Below are 26,122 nucleotides of genomic sequence, written 5' to 3' on the forward strand. Positions count from 1 at the left end.
CTGGAGTAAGAAAGCTGAGCCGCGGCCAATCCTCACGCGCCGATCACTTGGGCCATCGGCGCCAGCATGACGCCCGACGCGGCGAGGCGCTCGCGCAGCCGCTGCGCCATCGCCACCGCACCTGGCGTGTCGCCATGGACGCAGACGCTGTCGATCCGGGTCGGCAGGCGGGTGCCGGACAGGCAGGTGATGGCGCGGTCCTCGATCATGCGGATGACCCGTTCAGCCGCGACCTCGGCATCGTGGATCACTGCGCCCGCGAGGCGGCGCGACACCAGATTGCCGTTGTCGGCATAGGCGCGATCCGCATAGATCTCGCGCACCAGCGGCAGGCCGAACTTCTCCCCTGCCCGCTCGGTCTCCTGGCCCGGCATCACGACGAAGATCAGATTGCGATCGACGGTGTGGATCGCGCGCGCTACCGCCTCAGCGAGGTCGCGGTCCTCGGCGGCGATGTTGCCGAGCGCGCCGTGCGTCTTGACGTGACGGATGGGGTGGCCGACATCGGCAGCCAGCGCCATCATCGCGCCGATCTGGTAGAGCATGATCTTCTCGATATCGGCCGGGCGCTCACCCTGGATCGGGCGGCGGCCAAACCCCCAGAGATCGAGAAAGCCGGGATGCGCGCCGGCCTGGACGCCGTTGGCTTTTGCCTCCGTGAGCGTGCGATGCATCACGAGGGGATCGCCGGCGTGAAAGCCGCAGGCGATGTTGGCCGACGTCACGGTGCGCAGCATCTCCGCATCGTCGCCGAGCGTATAGACACCGAAACCCTCGCCCATGTCGCAGTTCATGTCGATCAGCGCCATCGTCTTCCCTCGCTTGCCGTACAGGTCCGATATACACATCGCGCCCACCGCATGCCACGAGGAACTTTGGCGCAGGGATTGCACATGTCGTCTCGTGAGAATTGTCTCGCGAGAAGGGCTCTTGCATGAGCAGGTCCGCGTATTGCAGAACGATCGCAGCAGAACTTGAGCGCACTGGATGAATGAAGCCCTCTATGCGCAGCCGCGCTTTCGCAGATCGGGCGATGCCGCACTGACCATCGAGCTCGGCGACGGCATCGATGCAACGGTCAACGCCCGGGTCGTCGATCTCGACCAGGCGCTGACGGCGCGCGCGCTGCCCGGTGTGGTGGAGATCGTGCCGACCTACCGCACCGTGCTGGTCTGCTTCGACCCGACTGTGGTGACGCGGCGCGAGATCGAAGCCGAAGTGATGGCGCTGTGGCCGCCCGCCCCGACCGGCCGGCTGCGCCATCGCTGGACCGTTCCCGTCACCTATGGCGGCGAACACGGAATGGATCTCGACTGGCTTGCGCAGCGCCTCGACACCACGACGGACGATATCATCGCGCGGCACGGCGCGGCGGAATACCGCGTCTACATGATCGGCTTCATGCCCGGGCTGACCTATCTCGGCGGGCTCGATCCCCTGCTCCACATCGATCGGCGCCCCTCGCCACGGCTGACGACACCGCCTGGCAGCGTCTCAGTCGGAGGCCAGCAGGCGGCGATCTCGCCGCCGATCGCAGCACCAAGCGGCTGGCATATGCTGGGGCGCACGCCGGTGCGCTCCTACGATCCCCGCCGCGAGCGCGCGCCGTTCCTGTTCAGCGCCGGCGATCTCGTGCGTTTCCGCCCGATCGCGGCCGCGGAATTCGCCGCGCTCGAGCGCGCCGCGGGCGCCGGCGAGATCATCGCCGACAAGGAAGAGCTGCGAGCGTGAGTGGCACGATGTCGGCACATCTTGAAGTGATCTCGCCCGGTCTCGCCACGACCATTCAGGACCTCGGCCGTCACGGCTGGCAGCGGTTCGGCATCTCGGCGTCGGGCGCGATGGATACGGTTGCGCTGGCGACCGCCAACGCGCTGGTCGACAATCCGGCGAACACCGCGGCGCTCGAGATCACGCTGACCGGGCCGGTGCTGGCCTGCAGCGGCGGCGACATCCGCTTCGCGCTGGCCGGTGCCGACTTCGCCATGACGATCGATGGCCGAGAGATCGCCGCGCATGAGACCCACGACTTGAAAGCAGGCCAGCGCCTGTCGATCGGGTCGTCGCGCGACGGCGCGCGCGCCATCCTCGCAGTCAGCGGCGGCTTTGCGATCAAGCCGATGCTCGGCAGCGTCGCGACGCATGCGCGCAGCCAGCTCGGCGGACTCAATGGCGGGCCGCTGCGCAACGGCGATCTGCTGCCGCTGGCAAGGCCGGGTCTGCCGGACCGGCCGCATCGGATGCTGGCTCCCGCGCATCGGATCCGGCCTGACGGCCCGATCCGCGTGCTGCTCGGTCCGCAGGACGATGCGTTCAGCGCCGAGGGCATCGCGACATTCCTGACGTCGGACTATGAGGTGACCGCGCTGTCCGATCGCATGGGCTACCGGCTCGACGGGCCGCCCGTGGCCCATGCCGGCGCGGTCGGCATCGTGTCCGACGGCATCGTGTTCGGCAGCATCCAGGTCCCGGGCAACGGCCAGCCGATCATCCTGCTCGCGGACCGCCAGACCACCGGCGGATATCCGAAGATCGCAACCGTCATTTCGGCGGACTTTCCGCGGCTGGCCCAGCTTCGCCCCGGCGAACGCATTCGCTTCGAGGCGACCGAGGAAGACGCGGCGATCGCGCTCGCGCGCGAATTGCGGCGGCGGCTCGATCGCATCGCCGATGCATTGATCGAGATCCATCGCAACATCGTGCCGACCTCCGAGCAGCTGCTGGCCGGCAATCTGATCAGCGGCATGATCTCCGCGCTCGAGTAACACCGCGACCAATGTCGGCCTGATCGTGGTGACTCCATTCACCAACATAGTCGTCAAACGCGGCGTTCGGTTGAGCAGGCGGCAGCGTCAACCGGCGACGCGTAGCGCGGTCACCGCGACGCAGGCATTGCCGAACGGAATCAGCACGACCTGGGCGCCGTTCGCCAATGCCACGGTCGGCAGCCCGCCGAGCGCGCCGGTCTGCCCGTTGAGCTTGGCGAGCTCGGCGGCGACCGTCGAGCAGCTCTCGGTCCGTGGCGTCACCCGCACCAGATTGCCTTCGCAGGACGATCCGACCGGGGCGGCAAACACGATGCCTGCGGCCTGCTGAACGCTATTGCCCTGCGCGGCCTGATTGCCCTGCGGGGTTTGGTTTCCCTGCGGGGCCTGGTTTCCCTGCGGGGCTTGGTTCGGTGCGAGCGCGACCAGCGACTGCACCGAATGCGAATTGCCGGCCCTGGCGTCCCACTGCGACTGCGCGGTGTAGTTGGAGTTCATCGCAAGGCCGCGGCCGAGCGTTCCGAACAGATTGGCGCAGGTCACGATGTTGGCCTGCCGCGCCTGATCGTCGAACACGGTCGGTTGCTGCCCCGCCTGCTGCGGCGGCACGGCTGCCGCCGCGGCCGCCGGCGTCTGCGCCTCCTGCGGACGCTTGTGCGGCTGCGGCTTCGCGGCGACGGCGGGCTTCTTGGCCGGCGCAGGTACAGCCGGCTGCAATGGGATCGGCGGGGTCTGCTGCGCATAGACCACGACGCCGGCGGCACCGAGCGCGGCCACCACGACCGCAACAAAGATCAAACCAAGGGTGCGCCGCATCGACCATCCGTCCTTTTCATTTCGCGTGTCAGTCTCGAGCCGGATCCCGGAATGCCACATCCGCATCTCCGACCTCGCTTCATTTCAGTTTCGCCAGCACGCCGGACAGTCCGTCGAGCGGCGCCTCGAGCATGACCGGCCCGGTCTGCGGCAGCTGATAGGACACCAGGCACGGCGTCGCCGCGCGGATATGCCGCCGCAGCACGTTGCCGATCGCGATCGTGGCGAAGCAGAAATTGGTATCGCAGCGATCGGTCTGCGCGACGATGCGATCCGGGCTGTCGCCCATCGCGAGCTCGATCTGCGCGCCGACACCGGCGGCCGCGGGAATCCGCATCGCCATCAGCGGCTTGCCGTCGGCGGTCGCGACCAGGGACCAGTTGAAGGCGAGCACGCCCTGCGCATTGACGATCGACTGCGTGACGTTGCAGACCCGGCGCTTCGACCTGAGGCTCTCGTCGCAGATCAGCGTCCAGTTCTTGAACGGCTGGATCATCCGCCTGAACTCGCCGAGCGTCTCACCTTCCGGCACCACGACATCAGACGGTTTCACGGAATAGGCAGGCGGCGGCGCAGGCTGCGCAACCGCACTCGCCGTCGCCGCGAGCCAGACCAGCCAGGCCAGACACGCCGGCCGTCTCGTCGCCGTCAGCGTCAATTGAGCGTCAGGCTCACGCCGGCGCTCACGCCCCAGTCGCTGCCTGCGGTGGTCGCCGCCAAATTGCTGCGCAGCTTGCTGTTCTCGCTGGTGTAGCCGATGCCGAAGGCGAGCGCACCCTGGCTGCGCCAGACGCCGCCGCCCGCCGATGCGCTGATCTTGCCGGGCCGGTCGTCATAGCGCAGCGATGCAGCGGCCATGCCGATCGCGGCCGCACGCCAGGCGTCCTGCCGCACTTCGCCGATCTGGCCGTTGAGCTGCTGGAACGCGCTGTTGAGCTGGTTGACGTTGACCGCGTCGGTGCCGGCGACACCGGCCGCGACGTTGCTGATGGTCACCGGACCGCCATTGCCGCTGTTCAGCGTCACCTTGTTGGTGGTGTTGCCGGAGGCATCGGTGTCGTAGCGGATCGAGCTCGAGGCAACCGCCTGCAGCTGGCTGACATTGACCGCGTCGGTCGCGGCCGAGCCGGCGGCGACATTGGTGACGCGGCGCTCGGCCCCGGACGAGCCGACCGACACTTCGCCGGTCGCAACCCCCGCGACGCTCTTGCCGACCACCGGCGTATAGGCCGCATCGCTCAGATTGGCCGTGGTGGTGGAATTGGCGCCAAGCGCCAGCGAGTTGGCTGCCGTCGCCTTGGCGCCGGCGCCGATCGCGACCGAATTGTCGCCCGACGCGGCGGAGCCGTTGCCCATCGAGATCGCATTGGCGCCGCTCGCGACCGATTGCGGTCCGATCGCGACGCTCTCCGAACCGGTCGCAATGGAATCCGCCGCGGTCGAATTGGCATGGAAATATTTGATGCCGCCACCGCCGGAGCTGATGTTGTTGACGGTGTTGTAGAGATTATCGAGCGAGGTGTTGGTGGCCCAGAGCTGCGAGCCGTTGATCGCATCCGTCGAGGTCGAGGAGATCTGGCCCGCGGCCACGTTGGTGATGGTCCGCTCCGCACCGGCACTGCCGACACTGACGGTCGACGTCGGCGTCGTGCCGGCGAAGCTGTAGGTGGTGCCGCCGATCGTGGTGTTGGCCGTGGCGACCACGGTCGAGGTGGTCGAATTGGCACCGAGCGCGACGTCGCCGGCCTGCGCGGTCGCCTTGGCGTTCGGACCGAGCGCGACGCTGGTCGGGTTGGTGGTCTGCGATCCCGCGCCGATCGACACCGACTGGATGCCATTGGCCGTCGCGTTGGTGCCGAACGCGATCGAGTCGGCGAAGTTGGACACCGAATTCTGGCCGATCGCGATGCCGCCGGGCGCGGTCTGCGCCACGGTCGCGCCAAAGCCCATGCCGATACCGTTGTCGCCGTTGACCACGGTCTCGGGTCCGACCGCAACCGAGTTGTTGCCGACCGCGAGCGAGTCCGACAGCGTCGAATTGGCGTGGAAGTATTTCGTGCCGGTGACCGCGAACGACGACAGCGCGCCGGTCAGCTGCCGCACGGTAACGGCGTCGCTCGACTCGGTGCCGTCAGCGACGTTGGTGATCTGCCGGTAGCTCGTCGCATTGCCGACCGACACCGCACCGAGCAGCGTGAGATCGGTGGTGTTGTACGGAATGACCGTGCCGCCGATGGTGCCGGATGCGGGCGCGAGCGCGCGGTCGGAGATCGACCCTGAACCTAGCGCAACGCCGTCGGCGACCGTGGCCTGGGTGTTGAAGCCCAGCGCAGTGGAATTCGCGGCCGTCGCCGACGCGGCCACGCCGGCCGCCATCGAATTGGTCCCGGTCGCACCATTGTTGGCGTAGTTGGCCTGCTGGGTGCCGCCGTCGTTGACGGCATAATAATGCGTCAGGCCGTTGCTGACCACGGTCGAGAGGCTGTCGATCGCCGAGGTGGCCGCAAACAGCTGCGAGCCGTTGACCGCGTCGGTCGAGCCATTGCTGACCCGTCCGGCGGCGACGTTGGTGATGGTGCGCTCGTTGCCGACCGAGCCGACGCTGACCGTCGAGGTCGGGGTGGTGCCGGCGAAGGCGTAGGTATTGCCGCCGATGACGATGCTAGCGGTTTGAACCGCCGTGGTGGTCTGGCTGCCGGAGCCAAGCGCGATGTCGTTGGCGTTGGCGGCGTTGGCGCCGTTGCCGATCGACACCGAGCCGCTGCCTGTCGCAGTCGACACCGGTCCGATCGCAACCGAGTCGGTACCGACCGCGTTGGAATCGGCCAGCGTCGAATTGGCGTGGAAGTACTTGATGCCGCCGCCGGTGCTGATGTTGTTGACGGTGGACGCGAGGCCGTCGACCGCCTGGTTGGTGGCCCAGAGCTGCGACCCGTTGATCGCATCGGTCGACGAGTTGCTGATCCGTCCCGCCGCGACATTGGTGATGGTGCGCTCGGCACCAACAGCGCCGACGCTGACGGTCGAGGTCGCCGTCGTGCCCGCGAAGCTGTAGGTGGTGCCGTTGATCACCGTGTTCGGCGTGTTGACAGTGGTCCCGGTGACGCTGCCGGAGCCGAGCGCGACGTCGCCTGCGCTGGTCGCCGCCGTGGCGCCGTTGCCCAGCGCGACGTTGCCCGCAAGACCGGCGGCGCCCGCGGTCGAGCCGTTGCCGAGCGCCACCGAGCCCTGCCCGATCGCCTTGTTGTTGTTGCCGATCGCAACCGCGCCGTTGGCCTGGTTGGCGGCGGTGGCGCTGGCCGTGCCGTCGCTGTTGGCGATGTTATTGGCGCCGCCGGTGAAGGCGCCGGTGCCGCTGGCATAGCTGGGATCGCCGATCGCCACGGCGCCGTCGCCGTAAGCGACGTTGCCGGCGCCGATGGCGACAGCCTTGCCGCCGGTTGCGTACGCGTTGGTGCCGATGGCGACCGCGTCGGCGACGTCCGCGGTCGCGCTTGTGCCCACCGCGATGGCGTTAGACCCGCCCGCAAAGGAACTATTCCCCAGCGCGGTCGCGCCCCCCGACCCTCCGTTCAGCGCGCCGTTCGTTACGGCGTTAAAACCCAAGGCGACGTCGTTCGTGGCAGAAGCCACTGCGCTCGAGCCGACGGCGGTCGCGCTCGCTCCCGAAGCGATTGCGACGGAGCCGATCGCCGTGGCGTCGGCCTGGGATGCTCTCACATTTGTGCCGATGGCGATGGCGTTTTGGTCACTGGCGCCTGCCCCAAGAGTGCGCGAGCCGATATAGATGGAGTTGGTCCCGGACGAGGTCGCCGAGGAGCCGAGCGCGAGCGAGTTCGCGCCACTGGCATTGGCACTCACACCCGTCGCGACCGAACTGACGCCGCCGGAATTCGCATTGTTGCCGAGCGCAACGCCGCCGGTCGCCGCGGTGTTGACGATGGCGCCAGATCCGATCGAGACCGAGCCGCCGGTGCTCAACGCCTGCGCCTGATTGCCCAGGGCTACGGCGAAATCAGCTGACGACTTCGCAAGATTGCCGGCGGCGAGTGAAGCGGTGCCCGATCCTGCAGCGGAAGAGCCGATGGCAATCGCGTTTACGCCCGACGCGTTCGCGGTGTAGCCCAACGCGTTCGCGCCTTGGCCGGAGGCCGTCGCGCCGTTTCCGAGTGCAGTCGTTTGATTGCCCGAAGCGGTGGCGGAGGTGCCGAGGGCGCTGGAACCGGTGCCCGTCGCAGAAGCGCTCGAACCGACGCCGGTCGACCAGGCCCCTGTCGCGGTCGAGCCGGTACCGAGCGCGACGGCCTCGAATGTGAAGCCGCTCGGTGCGGTCCCGCTGGCATTGGCATTCACGCCGATCGCGATCGGGGACCCACCGCCGGTGCCGGCGTTGGCCTTGGAGCCGACCCCGATGGCCGTGCCCGAACCATTTGCGGACGAGGCAGCAGAAGACAATCCAATGGCTATCGAGGCACCGCCGGAGGCGCTGGCCGATGAGCCGATGGCGACGGCACTCGCCCCGTTTGCAGTGGTGTTGACGCCGAAGGCGCTCGATCCGTCGCCGGTGGCGTGGGCGTTTCCGCCGACGGCGAGGGCGTTGATGCCGGTCGCGTTCGAAAAGACGCCCATCGCTATCGCGTTGAGGCCATTGGACGTGACGGTGTAGCCTATGCCGATACCACCCTGAGTGGTTATGTTGACGTTGGTGCCAAGACCAGCGGAAAAACTGCCGCCGGCTGTCACGCCACAACCGATAGCGGTGCTAGCCGACCCCGCAGAGGGATTGGTGCAATTCGCGGTGTTGGTATTAACGCCATTGCCGATGGCGAGCTGTGCGAGCGCCGCCTGCGGAGTCATGGTCCCCATCACGGCCAGCGCCGCAGCCGCTACCGGCTTCCAGCCGAGCCTCATCCATTGGCGCCGGGTCGCTTCGCCGGCGAAGGCGACGAGCACACGCCCGCAATCGGGGCACGTCGGCTCTTCAGGCAGGGCGTGCCCCGCGCCGCGGGCGAAATTTGCAGCGAGGGCGGTGGACAGCGCTGCGCCAGGCTCACCGAGCGAGGTCAGCGCCCCGCCGACACCCAGGGTCCCGAGCCCCAACCGATCCCGCTTCGCGCCGAGCGCGCGATGTGCCTGTCGAAGCACCGCGATCAGCCGGCGCCGTAGCCAGCGGCTGCCCGCATCGCTCGACGCGATCCAGCAGCGGACGAAGCCGCCGCGGCCTTGACGCTTCAGCGATTCGGTTGAGTTGTGTGCGACAGCCATGGTGCGCCCCTTTCGCGACATCTTGAGAAGACGCCGGAGGCGATGCGCCATGAACCGGGCCGACGCGCGGGCCCCGTGGCCACGCGCGCGGAGAGATGAAGACGATCGCGCGATTCGCGCTTGCCTTCAGGTCCTGGCCGATGATGTGTCGAACTCAACGAGCGCATCTTGCCACCCCGCGCTCGCTTGACTGCCCCATCAATGTGCCCCGAGTCGTCATAACCAAAAATGATAGACACATATTTGACGACGTCACTCAGCAGGCCGTCCAAATAACGCGCAGATCGTCTCACAAGTTGAACGATCGGCCGATGCACCGTGGGGTATTGATCGCGTCTTCAACCGGTAGTTGATCGACCGCGTGTGCGTTCGCGCATTTCGCGCGGGCTGACACCGAACTCGCGGCGAAACGCGCGGGTGAAATCCGACGCCAGCTTGAAGCCGTGGCGATAGGCGATCTCTTGCACCTGCCTGTCGGGACTGCCGACGAGTTCGGCGTGCGCCGCGCGCAGCCGCTTTCGCAGGATATAGCCGGCGACGCCGCCGACACTCTCGAATGCACGGTAGAGGGCGGAGCGCGAAATGCGCAATTGCTGCGCGATGCGATCCGGCGTGAGATCGAAGTCGCCGAGATGCGTCTCTATATAGAGTCGCGCACGCTCGAACAGCACCGTCTCGATCGCACCGCCCGCCGGCCCCAGCCGGTTCGACGAGAGCTGAATGCATGCGGCGATCATCTGCACGGTGGCCCGCCCCGCTTGCCTCAGCTCGTCCAGGGACATGAGGGCAATGCGCGCTTCGAGCCTGTCCAGATAATCGGCAAGCAGTTCGATCAGATTGCCTTCGAGGAGAATATTGCAGACGCCGTCAAGCTGATCGGCCACGTCGGCGAACGACCTGCGCGGCAAGCCCAGCACCAGGCAGTCACAGTCCGAGACGCTGCCGCTGAAATCGTCGTCCAGCGAGATCAGGAACATGGCGCCTGGCCCGGCGTGAATTTCGCGTCCGGCGCTCTTGAAGTGGGCTTCGCCGGAGCGCAGCCGGTACAGCCACCAGATATCGACCGGCGCGCCCTGCGGCGGCTTGGTGACGCGCGCGAACGATTGCGCGGCGAATCGTCCCGACGTGAAGTTGACGTCGGTCATGTGGCAGGTCAGGTACTCCACCAGGAACCCTTGGGCGGGGCTATAACCTTCCGGTGGCGCGACATCGACCAGCGAGGCCATCCGCGTCTTCCAGACCTCGAACTGCTCCGAAGCCGGATAGTGCCGCGTCGAGAACAACCGCGGGGGCGCCGGGGCTATGTCCCTGATGTTCCGCGGCTCGCGCGGCATCGGAACATGTTCGAGGAGCTGCGATGCGCGTGCCGGCGTGTCGTCGTCTTGTCGCATGTACTTCCGTTCCCCGTTTTCGCAGACGACAGACATCGGCTCAACGGAGGGGCATTCCAAAGGTTGCGTCGCCTGCACCGAAAGGCCGGCGAATTCGGGAGATAAAGAAGCGGCATCCGGGAAAGCGGAGATCACCCTGCTTACGCCGGCCGCTCCTGATAGGGCTGATGCAGGTTGCTGAGGCAGTCGTGCTCACACATGCTTTTTTCATCATCGTGGCGTCATGGCCGTATCCGACCCGACTGATCTAGAGAACACTTTGCGCGATAGCCAGAGGAGCGGCAACGCGCGCCGCCGAAGAATTGCATGATTGCCTTCACGCGATGCGATCGGGCAACGCATCGTCCAAGAGACTTCAGAAAATCTTCGCGATCTCGGCGCTGTGGGACAGTGGATATAACGGCAGGGAGCAGACGTAAGCACGGTAGATGACATATCGGGACCTCTGCGACGATCGCCCTGACCAGAGATAGGGACGTCTGCCTATTCCTGCGCCAATCCACCGCGTGCGGCGTGACTGCAAACCGTGCGCACAGGCGTGGGCATGCGGCTGTACACGCGGTCGCATGCTTGCGGCATTCACATATGAGCGTCGAGATGGCGAAAGTCACAACGGCTCATCGAATTCTCTGGTTCACTGAATTTTTGGCTCGGGGTGTTGCGCCTGACGATGAGCGGGACGCCGTGCCGTCCTGACGTATCTGCTCGCAACGTGCGATGGCAGAGGGGCGCCCTACGGCGTGCTCTCTCCAAATTCGTTGCGGCGGTAGGCGAACGCAATTGCACGGCGGGAGCCCTCGTCAACTGGCTCGCCCGGGGCCACCCCTCTCCCCACCCTCTCCCGCAAGCGGAGAGGGAGCCTGACTGGCGTGCTCGCCTCACGTGCCGGCGATATCAGAATGCTGCGCGTGTAGCCTACGCCGCCAGATGGCACTGTCCCATCGCAAGGCCGTGCCGGCGCCTCACGATCATTGACACGAGCAGCGTGAGGAAGCCACCGGCGGATGGGCTCCCTCCCCCCTTGCGGGAGAGGGCGATCGCATGCGGCGAAAGAACTTCGTCGTCCCGGACAAGCGCAGCGAAGCGGAGCGCAGATCCGGGACCCCTAACCACAGGGCGTGGTGATAAAAGCGAGCTGGGGCCACAGCCTTGTTCCACAACAAGGCCCTGTGGTTATGGGTCCCGGCCTATGCCGGGACGACACTGAACTTTGCATATGCGATCGCCCTGCCTTGCGGGGGAGGGTTAGGGAGAGGGGTACCACACGGCCAACTCTCTCAATACTTCGCGCAGCACACGGTCGGCGTTGAGAAAGTGATGCTCGTCTCGAGCATCTCGCCCGGGACCACCTCTCTTCTCGCCCTCTCCCGCAACGCGGAGCGATCGCACGTGGCTACGGCTCCCGTCCCATCGGGCGCTTGGGCGCGCTGCGCGTTTTCTGGATAATAGAATAATGCCGCTGATTTGCCCGACGTGTCAAGTCGCCATGTCGCCATGTCGAGTGCCGGCACGCCGCCGGCTCCTTTGCATGGGGTTGTTTTCCAAGTTTTTGCCGTGCGCCCCTGCGAAGGCAGGCTAGGCGGGCGGGGATCTGTTCTGTCAGCTGACGACGGAGTCCGCGACTGCCCCCATCCCGACCTTCCCCCTTGCGGGGGGAAGGAGAGATGGGAGCTTTTCGAAGCGCTGCCGATCGGATCGACAGAGCCTACTTCCGATCGGAACCCTGCGCCGGCGTCTGCGGGCTCGTGCCTGAGCCTGACGATGGCGGAGTGTTGTTTTGGTTCGGCTGACTGGACGACGAGTTCTGGCCGGTGCTCGGCGGATTGCCGCCGCTGCCCTGCCCGACGGTGGACTGGTTCTGCGGCGCGGCCTGTCCCGTCGTATTCTGCTGCGGGGCCTGCTGCTGAGCCGACGGCTGGTTTCCGCCCTGGCCGGTCGTCGACTGGTTCTGCGGCGCGTTCGCCTGACCGGTGGTCTGCCCCGTCGTGTTTTGCTGGGCAGGCTGCTGCGTGCCGGTCCGATCCGTCGACTGGTTCTGCGGCACGTTGTCGGTCTGGCCGCTCGTCTGTCCCGTCGTGTTCTGCTGGGAGCGGCTCTGGCCAACCGTCGACGACGCGCCCGCGCCTTGGCCGATCCGGTCGGACAGGCCGAGGGCTGTAATCGTGCGCGTGTCGACGCTGCCGCTCGTCGCAATACCCTCTCGACGCTGGAAGGTGATCAGCGCCTCGCGGGTCCGCGATCCGAGTACGCCGTCGGCCTCACCAACCAACAGGCCGCGGTCGATCAGCACCTGCTGCACCTCGCGGATCTGCGCCGGGCTCAGGTCCATCATCGCATAGCTGTCGCTGCTGCCGCGACGGTGGCTGAAGCGCGTCCGTGGCCCGACCGGGACCACGTCGACGACCCGGCGATCGCGATCGAGGAAGACGACTTCATCCTCGACGATGAAGAAGCTGTCGTCGCGATAAGCCGGGAACGCGTCGATCAGCACCGGGAAGGCGGCGACCGAAATTGCGTTGAACCTCCGCGGCACCACCACGCCCGGATTGACGGCGAAATTGATCGCGTTGACATTGACGCGTGGCGCATTGCGCGCAGAGAGCACTGAGCGTTGGATCGTGCTCTGCTGCTCGGCGGTCACGGTGCGCCCGGCCTCGGTCTGGACCGCGGCGTTCGATTGGGTCTGGGCCGTTGTGTTGGCCTGCCCGGAGGTCTGTCCGGAATTGATCTGCCCAGACTTGGCGCCGGAGTTGACCTGGCCCTGCGTCGTGCCGGGCTGCTGGGTGGCCGCACCGGTCGTCTGGCCGGCTCGCGTGTTCGGGCTCGTGGTCGTGCTCTGACCGGGTGTCGTGCTCGCGCCGGTGCGCTGACCGGTCGTGGTGCCCTGATTGCGATTCGCGGTATTGGCCCGGTCCTGCTGCTGCTGGCTTTGCCGCGTGGTGGCGCTGCCGCTTTCACGGGATTCCGATCGGCCGATCTGCTCGCGCCCGCTTCGACTTTGGCCGACGGTCCGCTCGTTGCGGTCCTGAGCGCGCTCGCTCTGCTGCGCTCCTCTCTCCTCGACGCGGCCGCCTGTGCGGGCTTGCCCCGTGGTCTGGCCCTGCGCGCGTTCGCCGCGCGCGGCTGCACCGCCGCCAATCTGGCCTTCAGCGCGGCCTCTCTCGCTTGCGCCTGCGCCCTGCCCTCGGCCGACGGTCATGCCTTCGCCTCGCGACGCGCCGGGACCTTCATGCATTGCGCCGCCGGAACGCCCGCCCGATGGACCTGCAGACGGTCCGCGCTCGCTACCGCCGGCTCCAGCGCCGACGCTTCCGCCGCCACCGATGTTGCCCCCGCCACCACCGCCGCCGCCTTCGCGCAGGCCCTGCGCCGATGCGAGACCGACGCCAGCCAACAGCACGGCTGTCGTCAGCAGAAACTTGCTCTTGATGATCTTGCTGTGCATTGCCGATTCCTCCTGAGGTTTGGCGGCTGTTCAGTTCGCGAAAGCTGGTGCCAATGCCTGGCGCTCACTCCGCCACGGCCGCTCTCCTGCGAAGCCGACGAAATCTGCGGCACTGCGTGCGCGACTCATCGGTGAACCCGCCTTGCAGGAAAACAACGTCGCCGCCCTCGCCGTTCCTCGACACGACCCCAGGCGCGACATTTCGCGCCGGGGGGAACCGCGACAGGATCATTTCTGAACCGGCTGGCCGGTGCCTGGTCCCCCTTGAGGAACCTTCCTGCGGGCGCGCTGCCGGCAGCAACCAACACCACTCCGCTCCGTTGACCGGCTGGGCAATCATCATTGAGGAGGATCCGATGAGGAAGACAGCCCTTGTTCTTGCGACAGCCGGTGCACTCGGAGTGAGCTCAATTGCAGCCCCGGCACCCGCTGAAGCACGCGGCGGGTTCGGTCCGGCGCTCGCAGGCGGATTGATCGCGGGCGCCGTGGTTGGCGGCATCGCCTCGTCCGCCTATGGCTGGGGTCCCGGCTACGGCTATGGTTACGGCTACCCGGGCTACGGTTACGGCTACGCACCCGCCTACTATGCACCCGGTTACGGCTCATACGCCTATGATTACAACGACTACGGCTACGCGCCGTATCGTTGGGGCGGCGGATACAGCACGACATATTATAGCGCGTACAGGCCGGCCTACGGCTACCGCTATCGTCACGTGGTGCGGCCGGCATACGCCTCATACGCCTACTATCGCGGCGGCTACCCGCGTTGGCATCATCGCTGGCATCGCTGGTGAGATCGGTCAGACCGAGCGCGCGGTCGTGTGATGATCGGAAGCCGTTTTGCCCGCTGAGTCGAGTCCGGCGGCAACCGCCGGGCCTACGCGGCTGATGACACCGGGAGCTAGGTGTCTGACAGGTTGAATCAGATTGCTGCCGCTTCATTCCGAAGGCGTGGCTTGCCGACCGAAGCTCGCGGCCAAAAGGCCCGCCTTCGCCCGTTTGGCTTCGGCGCCACTGTCCGTCTTCGCTTTCGCTTCGTTCAAGCTACGCCGGACACGCTTCGCTCTGGCGGTCTCCGGCGTGGCTGCGCCACGCGAAGCCCGTCAGGGCGAAGCGTGGTGGGTGCGACAGGGATCGAACCTGTGACCCCTACCATGTCAAGGTAGTGCTCTCCCGCTGAGCTACGCACCCAAAGCCATGTTTGGATCGGGTCCCTATAACGGACGGCGGCGGGGCAGGCAAGGATGCAAAGCGAAGGTTTTTGGGCGAATCAGGCCGCCAGCAACTTATTCACTTCGCTAACCAATTCCCTGAGGTGCACGGGCTTGGCCAGCACCTTGGCGTTTTTCGGCGCCTCCGAATCGGAATTGAGGGCCACGGCGGCGAAGCCGGTGATGAACATGATCTTGATGTCGGGGTCGAGTTCCGAGGCACGGCGGGCGAGCTCGATACCGTCCATCTCGGGCATCACGATGTCGGTGAGCAGCATTTCAAACGGCTCCTCGCGCAGCCGCTGGTAGGCCGACATGCCGTTGTCATGCGGCGAGACTTTGAAACCAGCGTTTTCGAGCGCCTTGACCAGGAAGCGGCGCATATCGGTATCGTCTTCGGCGAGGAGAATTTTCGGCATGGCAGGAATCGTCGAATCCGGCTGGAGGGTCAGTCCGAACACTAAGCCCGACAGACGGTAAATTTCGGGTGAAATTTGCGTCAAGCCTGAGGCGTCGGGCACCGGCTGTTTGTGGACCGAACCACCCGTCGAATCAACCGGCTGCGGCATTTGCTGCCTTTCAGACGCGTTCCAGCGGATACCGCACTCTTTTCACTTGGCAGAACGATCGCGATTACCGACAATGCGCGCCTATAAATCTCCGCTTTTCCGGCAGAATCAATTCTTGCGGGGCGAGGCGGACGCAAGGGACGGCGCCAAGGGAATGAGCGAATTTGCTGGCGAGATGTCGCCCCCGTTCGAGATCGTTGAGCCGCAGGCCTGGCGCGCGCCGATCATCTTCAATTCCCCGCATTCGGGCTCGGTCTATCCCGCCGAGTTCCTCGAGGCGTCGCGAATCGACGTGACGTCGCTGCGTCGCTCCGAAGACAGCTTCATGGACGAACTGATCGCAGGCTTGAGCGATCGCGGCTTTCCGATCGTCCGGGTCAACTTCCCGCGCTCCTATGTCGACGTGAACCGCGAGCCCTACGAGCTCGACCCGCGGATGTTCACCGGGCGGCTACCGAGCTTTGCCAACACGCGCTCGATGCGGGTGGCCGGCGGGCTGGGCACCATCCCGCGGGTGGTCGGCGACGGCCAGGAGATCTATCGTGAGCGGCTCGAGGTCGACGAGGCACTGCGGCGGATCGAGCTGCTCTACAAACCCTATCACCGCGCACTGCGCCGGCTGATCAACAAGGCGCATCAGGCGTTCGGCGCCGTGATCCTGGTCGACTGCCACTCGATGCCGTCGGTCGGCGTCTCGCGTGACGAGCCGCGCCGGCCCGACGTCGTGATCGGCGACCGCTACGGCACGAGCTGTGCGCCGCTGCTGCCCGATCTGGTCGAGGAGGTCATGGGTTCGCTCGGCCATTCGATCGGCCGCAACAAGCCCTATGCCGGCGGCTTCATCACCGAGCATTACGGCAACCCGGCGAGCGGCCTGCACACCGTGCAGATCGAGCTCAACCGCGCGGTTTATATGGATGAGCGCCGCCGCGAGCGCGGACCGCGCTTCGCCCAGGTGGCGGCCGACTTTGCGACGCTCGCCGATGCGCTCGCGAAAATTCCGTTCGCAGATCTCGGCCCGTTCCAGGCGGCGGCGGAGTAAGGGATCGGTCGTCGAGCCGTTGCGCCGATGAAGTCATGAACGAGGAATTCAAATTGGCAATCCGCTAAGCGCCGCCGAATTGGATTCTCAATTCACTTGCGGAAACGTTGGCCGGAAACGTTGGCCCAAGAAAAAAGGGCCGCTTGAATGAACAAGCGGCCCAAGTCTAGGGAGGAAACGCCCAAGGAGGGCAGCGATAGCGCGAGGCGCTACCGCACCGCAACAATATGCGACCGCGCTGCACAAAACGCAAGAACTTTCGAAACATTTCCTGGGAAATGTTGGACGGCTCTGGCAGATCTGCAACAGGCCGGCAGGAGCGGCTTTCCGTATGTAGGATCAATATCTTACGATGGAAGCCATGGGCGGCCGGCGTTCGGCGCATAGCTTGTATACCAGAACTCGCGACTTCGTGATCCATCCTGAGGCCAGCGCGACTTTCGAATCCGAAGCCAAATCGAAAGCGCGAACCCAAGTCAGAAGCCAAGCCAGAAACACGGTCATCAGTCTGGGATAACACTCCGTTAATCGTGCGCGCCGCATTGGATTGAGCTAGGCAAGAGCGGGATTCGAACTTCTATCGCCTCGTTTGCGCATTTCAGGGACATGCCGTGACGGTCATCGACTTTACCGCCTTCATCGGCCGCCTCGCGACCGCATCCGGCGAAACCATCTTGCCGTTCTTCCGCACCTCGCTCTCGGTCGACAACAAGAGCTCGAACGATTTCGATCCGGTCACCGAGGCCGATCGCGCCGCGGAAGCGGTGATGCGGCGGCTGATCAAGGCAAACTTCCCCCAGCACGGCATCGTCGGCGAGGAGTTCGGCAATGAACGCGAGGATGCCGACTATGTCTGGGTGCTCGATCCGATCGACGGCACCAAATCCTTCATCGCCGGCTTTCCGATCTGGGGCACGCTGATCGCGCTGCTGCACAAAGGTGCGCCGGTATTCGGCATGATGCATCAGCCCTATATCGGCGAGCGCTTTTCGGGCGACAATGGCTCGGCGAATTACTCCGGGCCGTCGGGCGAACGGCGGCTTGCGGTGCGGCGCTGCGCCTCGCTGAAGGAGGCGACCGCCTTCACCACGAGTCCCCTTCTGATGAATCCGGATGACCGCACCCGCTTCGGCCGGATCGAGAATGCGGTCCGCCTGTCGCGCTATGGCGGCGACTGCTACTCCTATTGCATGCTCGCAGCCGGCCATCTCGACCTCGTGGTCGAGACCGAGCTGAAGCCCTACGACATTGCCGGCTTGATCCCGATCGTCACCGGCGCCGGCGGCATCGTCACCACCTGGGACGGCAAGCCGGCGCAAGGCGGCGGCCGCATCATCGCCGCCGGCGATCCGCGCGTGCACGAAGCCGCGATGAAGCTGCTCAACGCCTAATTTCTCTCAACGCCTGATTTCTGTTGGCCTGATTCTCGAGTTGCCGCGCAATTGATCTGCGCCCATCTTGACGGCAACGGCGGAAGATGCCGGAAGCATTGTCCGTCCTCGCTTCCGTCAGGGTTGCGCTTCGGCCCGCAGATAGTCCACGAGCTGCTTGGCCGCCCGCGGCAGCGCCTTGAAGCTGCGCGCGCAGATCGTCAGCCGGCGGTTCGCCCAGGCGTCGCGGATCCTGATCGTCGTGATCGGCATGGAAGCCGCGCAGCGCCGCGCCGCGGTTTCCGGAATCACCGCGATGCCGACATCGGCGGCGACCATCTGGCAGATGGCGTCGAAGCCGCGCAGCCGGGCGCGGAAACGCAGCCGCGCGCCGAGCTTGGCCGCATGCCGGGAAATATGCGCCTGCAACGCGGAGGTCGCCGTCAGCCCGACGAAATCGCGGCCGACCACTTCCTGGAAGTCGATCTGGCGGCGGCCGCCGAGATCGCTGCGCCGCGACGCCACCAGCATCAGGCGATCCTCGCTGAACAGGAAGCGTTCGACGCTGTCGGGCAGCGCGTGCTCGGCGGCAAAGCCGAGATCGGCGGCGCCGCTGGCGATGGCGGTCGCGATGTCAGTGCTCTCGCGCTCCTCGACATCGACGCTGATGTCGGGATGCTCGTGCAGGAAGGCCGCGAGCGCCCGCGGCAGATGCTCCGACAGACCCGAGGTGTTGGCGAGCAGCAGCACATTGGCGCGGACGCCGCTGGCATAGGCGGCAAGATCGCTCTGCAAGGCCTCGACATTATGGATCACGATACGGGCGTGGCCGAGCAGGCTCTCGCCTGCTGCCGTCAATTCGACGCCGCGGCGGCCGCGCTTGAGCAGCGCGACGCCGAGCGCCTCCTCGAGGCCCTTGATCCGCTCGCTGGCCGAGGCTAGCGCCATGTTCGCACGCACCGCACCCTGGGTGATGCTGTGCGCATCGGACACCGCGATGAACAATTGCAAGTCGATCAGGTCGAACCGCATGACGTATTCCGCCCCACGCCTTTTCCGCCCCCCACCTTCGGACTGTCCGAAGGCTAACTCCGTAACCTCCAGATTGTGCCGATCGCATCGATCGGTCAATGTGCAGCCATGGTCGATCATCTCCTGATCTTCATCGCCTTCGCCTTCCTGCTCGCCGGCTTCGTCAAGGGCACCCTCGGCCTCGGCCTGCCGACGGTCGCGATGGGGCTGCTCGCAACCACCATGGCGCCGGGCCAAGCAATTGCGATCGTGATCGTGCCGGCGATCGTCACCAATATCTGGCAGACCTTCGTCGGCCCCTATCTGCGCGACATCCTCAGGCGGCTGTGGCCGCTGATGCTCGGCACCGTCGCCGGAATCTGGATCAATGCCGGGCTGTTGACCGGGCCGTACGCGGCCTACGGCACCGTGGTGCTCGGCGCGCTGCTGGTGATCTACGCGATCGTGGGCTTGAGCAGGTTCAACTTCAAGGTCCGGCGGCGCGACGAGAAATGGATCGGCGGCATCGTCGGCGTCGTCACCGGATTGATCTCGGCAGCGACCGGCGTGCAGGTCATCCCCTCGATGCCGTTCATGCAGGCGATCGGCATGGAGCGGGACGAGCTGGTGCAGGCGCTCGGCGTCTTCTTCACCACCGCAACGGTCGCACTCGCCTTCAACCTGACGGCCTCGGGCCTTTTGACGGCGGCCACCGCGTTGCCGGGCGCGGTCGCGATGGCGGCATCCTTCATCGGCATGTTCATCGGCCAGGCGGTCCGCACGCGGATGCAGCCCGACGTGTTCCGCCGCTGGTTCCTGATCTCGATGATCCTGCTCGGCCTCTATCTCGCCGGCAGCGCGCTGCTCAAGATCCACGGCTAGATTTTAGTTTGATGCGTTTTCTTCGCGCGAACCGGTTGGCCGCTTCGCTCGAAAACGCTCTGGTAAAGGCTAGCGCGCCTCCAGCATGGCGACGCGAACGCCGAGATAGATGAAGAGCGCGCCGAGCGAGCGGTTGATCCAAGCGATCACGCCGGCCGACTGCCGGATGCGGCCGGCGGCGCTCGCCGCAAAGGCCGCGAGACCAAGGCACCACAGCGTGCCGCCAGCGATGAAGATCAACCCGAGCACCAGGAAGGCGAGCGTCTTGTGGGCGGAGTCCGCCGCCACGAATTGCGGCAGGAACGCCAGGAAGAAGAGCGCGACCTTGGGGTTGAGGATGTTGGTCAGCGCTCCCTGCCAGAACACGCACGAGATCGAGGTCTCGCCGCCCTGCCCTGTGATCTCAGCGATCGGCTTGGCGCGCGACAGCAGCATCTGCAAGCCGGTCAGCACCAGATAGGCCGCGCCGATCAGCTTGACCGCCAGGAATGCGGTCGACGACGCCATCAGCAGCGCCGAGAGCCCGATCGCCGCACCCAGCACGTGCACCAGGCAGCCGCAACTGATACCGATCGCGGCAGCCGCGCCGCCCCGCCATCCGAGTTGAATCGTGCGCCCGATGATATAGGCCGTATCCGGCCCCGGCGTGACGTTGAGCAGCAGCCCGGACAGGACGAAGAGCCAGAGTTCGTGAATTCCCAGCATGCTGCGTTAACCTAATCCGGAAAGGGCGATCGGCCGGCCTGCGCCATCGCGGCGACACGCGAATTCGGTAGAGAAACTGTGATCCGATCCGTTGGTGGCATGCCAATTCCTGCTACTATGCATTATAGCTGCCCGTAAACCGAGCTTCCGCCGGACCCGGCCTGTCTTGTAAGTATCGGATTAAGTATCGGATTCGGTCGCCTCGGCTAAGTAGCCATTCCAGGGCACAGGAGACATGGAAAGACGGCTCGCTGCCATTCTTTGCGCCGACATCGCCGGCTATTCCCGCATGATGGGTGCCGACGAGGCGGGGACGCATGCCTCGTTCAAGGCGCATCGCAGCGCGATCTACCCGATCATCCTCAACCATGGCGGCCGGATCGTCAAAAACACCGGCGACGGCTTCCTGCTGGAATTTCCGAGCATCATCGGCGCGATCGAGGCGGCCGTCGCGATGCAGACCCTGATGGCCGAGCGCAACGAGCACCTGCCGGCCGACCGCGCCATGCACTTCCGCATGGGCGTCCACATGGGCGACGTCATGGCCGACGAGGACGAGGTGTTCGGCGACGACGTCAACATCGCCGTCCGTCTCGAGACGGTGGCAAAGCCCGGCGGGATCGCGGTGTCCGACAAGGCCCGCACCGAAGCGGGGCGGCGGTTGGCCGTCACCCTGGCGGACGCCGGCCCGCACCGCTTCAAGAACATCGCCGAACCGATCCATGTGTGGACCTGGGCGCCGGCCGGATCCGATCTGCAGGAAAAAACCCCGGACGACGGCCCGCATCTGCCGGGCCAATACCGGACCGCGATCGTCGGCGTGCTGCCGTTCGACAATCTCAGCGGCGGAGCCGACGAATATTTCTCTGATGGCCTGACCGAGGACCTGATCCACGCCCTGTCGCTGCAATCCTTCTATCGCGTGCTGAGCCGCAACTCGACCTTCGCCTACAAGGGCAAGAACGTCTCGACCCGCCTGATCGCACGCGAGATCGACGCCACCTATCTGATCCAGGGTTCGGTGCGCCGCGCCGGCAACAAGATCCGCGTCTCCGCCGAACTGATCGCGCCGGAGAAAGGCGAGCAGTTGTGGACCGGCCGCTACGACCGCGACATGGGCGACCTGTTCGCGATGCAGGACGAGATCACCGCCAATCTCTCCGCCGCCGTTGCCCAGGAAATCTACCGCGCCGAGGCCTCGGCACCGGCGCGCTCGCCAAATGCCGAAATCACGGCATGGGATCGCTTCCTGAAGGGTCTGTCGCACTACTATCACCAGACCAAGGACGATTGCGAAACCGCGATCGCGCTGTTCAAGGAAGCGATCCAGCTCGATCCCGCGCTGTCGATCGCGCGCGCCTATCTGGCGCTGATCCAGATCCAGAGCATCCAGTTCGGCTGGATTCCGAGCACGCGCGAATTGTGGGCCTCGTCGGTCAGCCTGGCCGAGAGCAGCGTGCGGCTCGACCCGCGCTCCTCGTTCGCGTTTTCGCTGCTGGCTTACCTGCACGCGATGCAGGGGCACTACGAAGCCGCGATGGATGCCATCAAGCGGGCGATCGAGCTCAACCCCTACGATATGGGTGCGCGCGGCGTGCTCGGCATTTGCCACATGGTGATCGGCGACCACCGCAAGGCGATCGATCTGTTCTCGACGGCGGTCCAGCGCGGCAACAGCGACCCGCGCTACCAGTGGGCGGCGCTGAACGCATTCAGTCATTATCTGCTCGGGCAATATGACGCATCGCTGTCGTGGTCGCGCGAGGGACTCTATCTCAACCCGAACCATCTGCAGTGCCTTGCGGTGCGCGCCGCAGCGCTCGCCCAGCTCGGACGCAAGGACGAGGCGGCCCAGGCTGCGGAGGCGCTGCTCAGCAACTATCCGGACCTGACCGTCAAACGCCATCTGCGCAATTTCCACTGGAAGAATCCGGATGATATCGCGCTTTATCGCGATGGCCTCTTGAAAGCCGGCGTCCCCTTCGGCAAACTCGTTCTGGTTGCATCCGGATCGAAATTCGCCGCCGAATCCTGAGCGAGTTCATTCACCGGTAATGGATGCTTTTTAAGCTGAAGCTTTTCAGGATGTGGTTTGATGTCCGATCCGGCTGCAAGCGCGGCACCCGCCCCGCAGGTTTCCCCTGACAATCCCTGCCCGTTCCTGCGCGCCCTGGTCGCCGGCAACTATGTCGGCGGCCATATCGTGCCGCTGCCGGAGTTGACGCAAACCATCGAGCGCGCCACCGGCAAGATCGGCCTGCCGGCGCTCAGCGCCGGGGCGAAGATCTTCATGGTCGCGCAAATGGCCAACGGCATCGGGCCGTTCAGCCAGATGCGCAGCCTGTTGCAGGGCGCCATTCTCGACGAATTGCGCAACGGCCCGCTCGACAAGCACGGCGCCGGCTCGCGCATCCTCGACCAGCATGCCGTGGTGCATGAGGACGAGATCGCGCGGCTCGCCACCTTCGGCAGTGACCGCAAGGCCCCCGACGGCAGCGTCGAGCGCGGATTGTCGGCCGCCGAGATCAAGACCTTCATGGCGGCGAACTTCCAGCGCGCCAAGGACGAGCATCCGCCGTCCTACGGTGTCCTGCACTGCTACTATCCGCTCTTGATGCTCGGCGAGTGGCCGGTGCTGCTCGACATCATGGGCAAGGGCGAAGGCAACGACCGCTATCTCAGCGTGGCCGAGGTCAGGACGCTGTTCGTCGAGAAGCGCTTTCCGGACCGGATCGTCGCGCTGCTCAACGGCTGAGCCGCAGACGCCGCGCCAGCAAATTGCTCACTTGAACAGCGGCGTGCCCGGCACAAAGGCATCGAACGCCGCCCAGAATTGCGCCCGGTAGCGATCCTGCTCCTGCAGGATCTCGTGCTTGGCGCCGGCAATCACGAGATGCGAGCCGGCGCGCAGATGATAGGCGAACTCCTCGATCGCCGCGGTCGACACCACCTCGTCATTGCTCGCCGCCAGCATCAGGATGGGCTGGCGGATTTCGGACGGATACGACATGCCGCGGAAGGTGCGCATCGCGGTGAATGCGGTGTCAGCCCAGGCGATCGTCGGCGCCGCGATGCCGAGCGTCGGATCCTCTTCCAGGATCGCGGCGTTGCGGGCGTGGCGCACCGGATCGCTGGTCACGGGATTGCCGATGAAGGGCGCGAGGCCGACCAGTTCATCGGTGCCGCCCGGCACGTAGCGGCCGCCCTGCCCGGCCAGTCGCATGATCCTGAGCAGTATGCTCGGCAACAACGACACGCGGCCGCGCGGCAGGTCGATCATCGGCGCCGACAGCACCATGCGATCGAACCAGCGCTTGCCGGCATGCGCGATCCGCAGCATCACCGCGCCGCCCATCGAATGCGCCAGCGCGAAATAGGGCGGCGGGCAATCCGGCAGCACCACCTGCTGCACGAAGGTCTCGACGTCGACCTCGTAGTCGGCGAAGTCGCGCACATAGCCCTTGCGCGGATCGCGCAGCCGCCGCGACGAGTGGCCCTGCCCGCGCCAGTCGATCATCGCCACCGCAAAGCCGCGGTCGCGCAGGTCACGCACCGTCTCGAAATATTTCTCGATCATCTCGCCGCGCCCGGCGAACACGCAGACCGTGCCCTTGCGGCCGGGCGGCGGCGCCCAGCGCGCGAAGCGCAGCTCGGCCCCGTCGGGGGTCTTGATGGTGCCACTGACAACGTCGTCCGGAACCGGGTTGGCGGGGATCGAGACGAGCGTCATGAGAGGGACCGGATTGGCGAGACGGGGCTAGAATTTCAAGGGCGTCAGCACCAAAAAACGACGCGGTTTCCGCCCCTTGAACGCGACGTGCCCCCTCCCATATCACCTCGGTGCAGGCCGCTACCAGTGTTTCGGACCCGAAACATCAGGCTGCACACATCTAAGCCCGGCCCGATGGCGGGCGGGTAACTGAAACAGTCGCTCACTGGAGGACTCATTCTATGCGTAGCTACGACCTCACTCCGTTCTATCGTTCCACCGTCGGCTTCGACCGCCTCTTCAACCTGCTCGACCAGGTGACTTCGGACGGCAGCCCCGGCTATCCCCCCTACAACATCGAGCGCACCGGCGAGAATGCGTACCGCATCAGCGTTGCGGTCTCCGGCTTCTCGCAGGCCGAGCTTTCGATCGTCGCGAAGGAGAACACGCTGACGATCAAGGGCGAGAAGAGCGCCAACGAGAACTCCGGCAACGGCTCCGAAGTGCTCTATCGCGGTATCGCCTCGCGCGCCTTCGAGCGCGTCTTCCAGCTTGCCGACTTCGTGCAGGTGAAGAACGCCTCGCTCGAGAACGGCCTGCTCCACGTCGATCTCGTCCGCGAGATTCCCGAGGCCAAGAAGCCCCGCAACATTCCGATCGGCGGCGGCGAGACGGCCCCGCAGGTCGTCGACGGCTCGGCCAAGGTCGCGGCCTGAGCACCACGTCCCGCGTCAGCAGATATTGGCTGCACGCGAAAACGCCCCGGGAAACCGGGGCGTTTTTGTTCGCTCAACTTTCGTAGCCCGGATGGAGCGAAGCGTAATCCGGAGCAAGTCCCGCCGCGGGAAATAACCCCGGATTTCGCTGCGCTGCATCCGGGCTACGCAGCGACCTTGATCACTCCAACCCCTGCACCTTGGGCATTTCCTGGGTCGGCAGGATCGCCGGCGGGGGCGCCGGTAGTGCAGCGGCCTGACCGATAGTCGGGGCCTCGGCCCGCGGAGCGGGCTGCTGCGCCGCCGTCTGGGTCTCGGCCGGCTTCGATGGTGCCGCCGCCTGCTCGGCCGGCGCCGGTGCGGCTGCCTCGGCGGGTGCCGGCTGCGGCGCGGCGGTCTGCGGGACGGCGGCTTGGGCGGCTGGCGCGGCAGCCTGGGCCGCTGGCGCAGGCACCTGGGCCTTGGCCGAGAGCGGGCTCCGCTTCGGCACCGGCACGCGGCTTGCGACATGGGGGATCGGGAGCGGTGGCCGCGGCACCCTCGCCTGGATCGGCCGCGGCATCGGGCCGACCGGACCGTAGGTCGCGCTCATCTCTTCCTCGTAATTGTCGCCGAGCCGATAGGCCGGGGTGAAGCGGATGATGTGCCCGTCGCGGGCATCGATCACCAGCCGGCCGTCATCGCCGCCCTGGTCAATCACCGAGATGGTGTAGACGAAGCCGCGCTGCTGCGGCGCGCCGAGCGGCAGATAGCCGTTCTCGCGCAGCACGGTGTAAATCTCGACCGGCGGCAGCAGGCTCGGGACCCGGCCATAGCGTGGCGGCGGCGGAACCTCGGGCATGGCGGCGTAGGGCTCACCGATATCGGACACCCTGACCAAAAGCGGGCTGCCGATCCGGGCGGACGACGCTAGCTGGGCCTGGGCCGAGGCCGCGCTGAGCGCGAGGGCGGCGGCTGCAACCGAACCTGTGAACAACTTCATCGCCGTAACTCCTGTCTACCCTGCCCCGGGAGCATTTCCGCTCTCTTGCCGGCTTATCCGGGGCAAAATTTCGGTTTGAAATTCGGCGGTCCTTGGTCGCTGCTTGGGCCAGATCACGGCGTGTTTGCTTCGAATCGGGGGCGCCAGGTGGCTGCCGAGCTGTTCGATCCGAGCATGCAAACGGGGACTTCCTCGCGCTTGTGTGATAGACAAAAATTTGGCAAGGTCGAGGTTAGGACA

20 protein-coding genes and 1 tRNA gene are annotated in these 26,122 nt (G+C 65.9%); 9 read left to right on the forward strand and 12 right to left on the reverse strand.

The window, feature by feature from the left end:
- Nucleotides 1-32: 32 nt before the first annotated feature.
- On the reverse strand, nt 33-809 hold the full coding sequence (locus ACVIW0_RS33095; protein WP_461357493.1) for a LamB/YcsF family protein: 777 nt from the start codon (nt 807-809) through the stop codon (nt 33-35).
- 178 nt (nt 810-987) lie between these two features.
- Between ACVIW0_RS33095 and ACVIW0_RS33100 the strand changes: the two genes are divergently transcribed.
- Nucleotides 988-1,731, forward strand: coding sequence for a 5-oxoprolinase subunit B family protein (locus ACVIW0_RS33100; RefSeq protein WP_461356178.1), 744 nt, complete (start codon nt 988-990; stop codon nt 1,729-1,731).
- Between the two features lie 8 nt (nt 1,732-1,739).
- Nucleotides 1,740-2,765: a 5-oxoprolinase subunit C family protein gene (locus ACVIW0_RS33105; protein WP_461356179.1), complete on the forward strand. Its 1,026-nt coding sequence runs from the start codon at nt 1,740-1,742 to the stop codon at nt 2,763-2,765.
- 87 nt (nt 2,766-2,852) lie between these two features.
- Here ACVIW0_RS33105 and ACVIW0_RS33110 read toward each other — a convergent pair whose 3' ends face one another.
- From ACVIW0_RS33110 to ACVIW0_RS33130, 5 genes are all read right to left on the reverse strand, one after another.
- Nucleotides 2,853-3,581 (reverse strand): hypothetical protein, encoded by a 729-nt coding sequence (locus tag ACVIW0_RS33110; protein ID WP_461356180.1) that lies wholly within the window; start codon nt 3,579-3,581, stop codon nt 2,853-2,855.
- Between the two features lie 79 nt (nt 3,582-3,660).
- Nucleotides 3,661-4,239, reverse strand: coding sequence for an invasion associated locus B family protein (locus ACVIW0_RS33115; protein ID WP_461356181.1), 579 nt, complete (start codon nt 4,237-4,239; stop codon nt 3,661-3,663).
- Nucleotides 4,236-8,846 (reverse strand): beta strand repeat-containing protein, encoded by a 4,611-nt coding sequence (locus ACVIW0_RS33120; RefSeq protein ID WP_461356182.1) that lies wholly within the window; start codon nt 8,844-8,846, stop codon nt 4,236-4,238. Before ACVIW0_RS33120 ends, ACVIW0_RS33115 begins: the two co-directional genes overlap by 4 nt.
- Nucleotides 8,847-9,184: 338 nt before the next feature.
- Complete coding sequence (locus ACVIW0_RS33125) at nt 9,185-10,372, reverse strand: helix-turn-helix domain-containing protein (protein WP_461356183.1); 1,188 nt, start codon at nt 10,370-10,372, stop codon at nt 9,185-9,187.
- 1,570 nt (nt 10,373-11,942) lie between these two features.
- Nucleotides 11,943-13,682, reverse strand: a complete 1,740-nt coding sequence (locus ACVIW0_RS33130) for a peptidoglycan-binding domain-containing protein (RefSeq protein ID WP_461356184.1) — start codon at nt 13,680-13,682, stop codon at nt 11,943-11,945.
- Nucleotides 13,683-14,038: 356 nt separating this feature from the next.
- Here ACVIW0_RS33130 and ACVIW0_RS33135 point away from each other — a divergent pair, with 356 nt between their 5' ends.
- The gene (locus ACVIW0_RS33135; RefSeq protein WP_461356185.1) at nt 14,039-14,479 is read left to right on the forward strand and encodes a hypothetical protein; all 441 of its coding nucleotides are present in this window, start codon (nt 14,039-14,041) and stop codon (nt 14,477-14,479) included.
- A 322-nt stretch (nt 14,480-14,801) separates the two neighbouring features.
- Here the strand turns inward: ACVIW0_RS33135 and ACVIW0_RS33140 are convergent.
- Together ACVIW0_RS33140 and cpdR are read right to left on the reverse strand one after the other, a co-directional pair.
- A tRNA-Val gene (locus ACVIW0_RS33140) sits at nt 14,802-14,876 on the reverse strand.
- Nucleotides 14,877-14,955: 79 nt separating this feature from the next.
- Complete coding sequence (cpdR, locus tag ACVIW0_RS33145) at nt 14,956-15,315, reverse strand: cell cycle two-component system response regulator CpdR (RefSeq protein ID WP_016843340.1); 360 nt, start codon at nt 15,313-15,315, stop codon at nt 14,956-14,958.
- Nucleotides 15,316-15,619: 304 nt separating this feature from the next.
- Here cpdR and ACVIW0_RS33150 point away from each other — a divergent pair, with 304 nt between their 5' ends.
- Together ACVIW0_RS33150 and hisN are read left to right on the forward strand one after the other, a co-directional pair.
- The gene (locus ACVIW0_RS33150; protein ID WP_461356186.1) at nt 15,620-16,507 is read left to right on the forward strand and encodes an N-formylglutamate amidohydrolase; all 888 of its coding nucleotides are present in this window, start codon (nt 15,620-15,622) and stop codon (nt 16,505-16,507) included.
- Nucleotides 16,508-17,118: 611 nt separating this feature from the next.
- Nucleotides 17,119-17,898 carry a histidinol-phosphatase gene (hisN, locus tag ACVIW0_RS33155; protein ID WP_461356187.1) on the forward strand — a complete coding sequence of 260 codons (780 nt, stop codon included), beginning with the start codon at nt 17,119-17,121 and terminating at the stop codon, nt 17,896-17,898.
- A gap of 117 nt (nt 17,899-18,015) precedes the next feature.
- Here the strand turns inward: hisN and ACVIW0_RS33160 are convergent, their stop codons facing one another.
- Nucleotides 18,016-18,909, reverse strand: coding sequence for a LysR substrate-binding domain-containing protein (locus ACVIW0_RS33160; RefSeq protein ID WP_461356188.1), 894 nt, complete (start codon nt 18,907-18,909; stop codon nt 18,016-18,018).
- 108 nt (nt 18,910-19,017) lie between these two features.
- On the opposite strand from ACVIW0_RS33160, the gene ACVIW0_RS33165 reads away from it, so the two are divergent.
- A complete protein-coding gene (locus ACVIW0_RS33165) occupies nt 19,018-19,770 on the forward strand; it encodes a sulfite exporter TauE/SafE family protein (protein WP_461356189.1) in 753 nt (250 codons plus the stop codon).
- 69 nt (nt 19,771-19,839) lie between these two features.
- Here the strand turns inward: ACVIW0_RS33165 and ACVIW0_RS33170 are convergent, their stop codons facing one another.
- On the reverse strand, nt 19,840-20,475 hold the full coding sequence (locus ACVIW0_RS33170) for a LysE family translocator (RefSeq protein WP_461356190.1): 636 nt from the start codon (nt 20,473-20,475) through the stop codon (nt 19,840-19,842).
- Nucleotides 20,476-20,710: 235 nt separating this feature from the next.
- On the opposite strand from ACVIW0_RS33170, the gene ACVIW0_RS33175 reads away from it, so the two are divergent.
- Together ACVIW0_RS33175 and ACVIW0_RS33180 are read left to right on the forward strand one after the other, a co-directional pair.
- Nucleotides 20,711-22,510, forward strand: coding sequence for an adenylate/guanylate cyclase domain-containing protein (locus ACVIW0_RS33175; protein ID WP_461356191.1), 1,800 nt, complete (start codon nt 20,711-20,713; stop codon nt 22,508-22,510).
- 60 nt (nt 22,511-22,570) lie between these two features.
- On the forward strand, nt 22,571-23,230 hold the full coding sequence (locus tag ACVIW0_RS33180) for a hypothetical protein (RefSeq protein WP_461356192.1): 660 nt from the start codon (nt 22,571-22,573) through the stop codon (nt 23,228-23,230).
- A gap of 27 nt (nt 23,231-23,257) precedes the next feature.
- Here ACVIW0_RS33180 and ACVIW0_RS33185 read toward each other — a convergent pair whose 3' ends face one another.
- On the reverse strand, nt 23,258-24,205 hold the full coding sequence (locus tag ACVIW0_RS33185) for an alpha/beta fold hydrolase (RefSeq protein ID WP_461356193.1): 948 nt from the start codon (nt 24,203-24,205) through the stop codon (nt 23,258-23,260).
- A gap of 221 nt (nt 24,206-24,426) precedes the next feature.
- Here ACVIW0_RS33185 and ACVIW0_RS33190 point away from each other — a divergent pair, with 221 nt between their 5' ends.
- Nucleotides 24,427-24,900, forward strand: coding sequence for an Hsp20 family protein (locus tag ACVIW0_RS33190; RefSeq protein ID WP_461356194.1), 474 nt, complete (start codon nt 24,427-24,429; stop codon nt 24,898-24,900).
- A gap of 181 nt (nt 24,901-25,081) precedes the next feature.
- Here the strand turns inward: ACVIW0_RS33190 and ACVIW0_RS33195 are convergent, their stop codons facing one another.
- Nucleotides 25,082-25,882 carry a hypothetical protein gene (locus ACVIW0_RS33195; protein WP_461356195.1) on the reverse strand — a complete coding sequence of 267 codons (801 nt, stop codon included), beginning with the start codon at nt 25,880-25,882 and terminating at the stop codon, nt 25,082-25,084.
- Nucleotides 25,883-26,122: the final 240 nt, after the last annotated feature.

The organism is Bradyrhizobium sp. USDA 4454 (genome assembly GCF_054822705.1).

Bases quoted from the DNA above. Each gene is read 5' to 3' on its own strand.
- ACVIW0_RS33095 (WP_461357493.1), bottom strand. From the start codon at position 809: ATGGCGCTGATCGACATGAACTGCGACATGGGCGAGGGTTTCGGTGTC.
- ACVIW0_RS33100 (WP_461356178.1), top strand. From the start codon at position 988: ATGAATGAAGCCCTCTATGCGCAGCCGCGCTTTCGCAGATCGGGCGAT.
- ACVIW0_RS33105 (WP_461356179.1), top strand. From the start codon at position 1,740: ATGTCGGCACATCTTGAAGTGATCTCGCCCGGTCTCGCCACGACCATT.
- ACVIW0_RS33110 (WP_461356180.1), bottom strand. From the start codon at position 3,581: ATGCGGCGCACCCTTGGTTTGATCTTTGTTGCGGTCGTGGTGGCCGCG.
- ACVIW0_RS33120 (WP_461356182.1), bottom strand. From the start codon at position 8,846: ATGGCTGTCGCACACAACTCAACCGAATCGCTGAAGCGTCAAGGCCGC.
- ACVIW0_RS33130 (WP_461356184.1), bottom strand. From the start codon at position 13,682: ATGCACAGCAAGATCATCAAGAGCAAGTTTCTGCTGACGACAGCCGTG.
- ACVIW0_RS33135 (WP_461356185.1), top strand. From the start codon at position 14,039: ATGAGGAAGACAGCCCTTGTTCTTGCGACAGCCGGTGCACTCGGAGTG.
- cpdR (WP_016843340.1), bottom strand. From the start codon at position 15,315: ATGCCGAAAATTCTCCTCGCCGAAGACGATACCGATATGCGCCGCTTC.
- ACVIW0_RS33150 (WP_461356186.1), top strand. From the start codon at position 15,620: ATGAGCGAATTTGCTGGCGAGATGTCGCCCCCGTTCGAGATCGTTGAG.
- ACVIW0_RS33160 (WP_461356188.1), bottom strand. From the start codon at position 18,909: ATGCGGTTCGACCTGATCGACTTGCAATTGTTCATCGCGGTGTCCGAT.
- ACVIW0_RS33165 (WP_461356189.1), top strand. From the start codon at position 19,018: ATGGTCGATCATCTCCTGATCTTCATCGCCTTCGCCTTCCTGCTCGCC.
- ACVIW0_RS33170 (WP_461356190.1), bottom strand. From the start codon at position 20,475: ATGCTGGGAATTCACGAACTCTGGCTCTTCGTCCTGTCCGGGCTGCTG.
- ACVIW0_RS33175 (WP_461356191.1), top strand. From the start codon at position 20,711: ATGGAAAGACGGCTCGCTGCCATTCTTTGCGCCGACATCGCCGGCTAT.
- ACVIW0_RS33180 (WP_461356192.1), top strand. From the start codon at position 22,571: ATGTCCGATCCGGCTGCAAGCGCGGCACCCGCCCCGCAGGTTTCCCCT.
- ACVIW0_RS33185 (WP_461356193.1), bottom strand. From the start codon at position 24,205: ATGACGCTCGTCTCGATCCCCGCCAACCCGGTTCCGGACGACGTTGTC.
- ACVIW0_RS33190 (WP_461356194.1), top strand. From the start codon at position 24,427: ATGCGTAGCTACGACCTCACTCCGTTCTATCGTTCCACCGTCGGCTTC.
- ACVIW0_RS33195 (WP_461356195.1), bottom strand. From the start codon at position 25,882: ATGAAGTTGTTCACAGGTTCGGTTGCAGCCGCCGCCCTCGCGCTCAGC.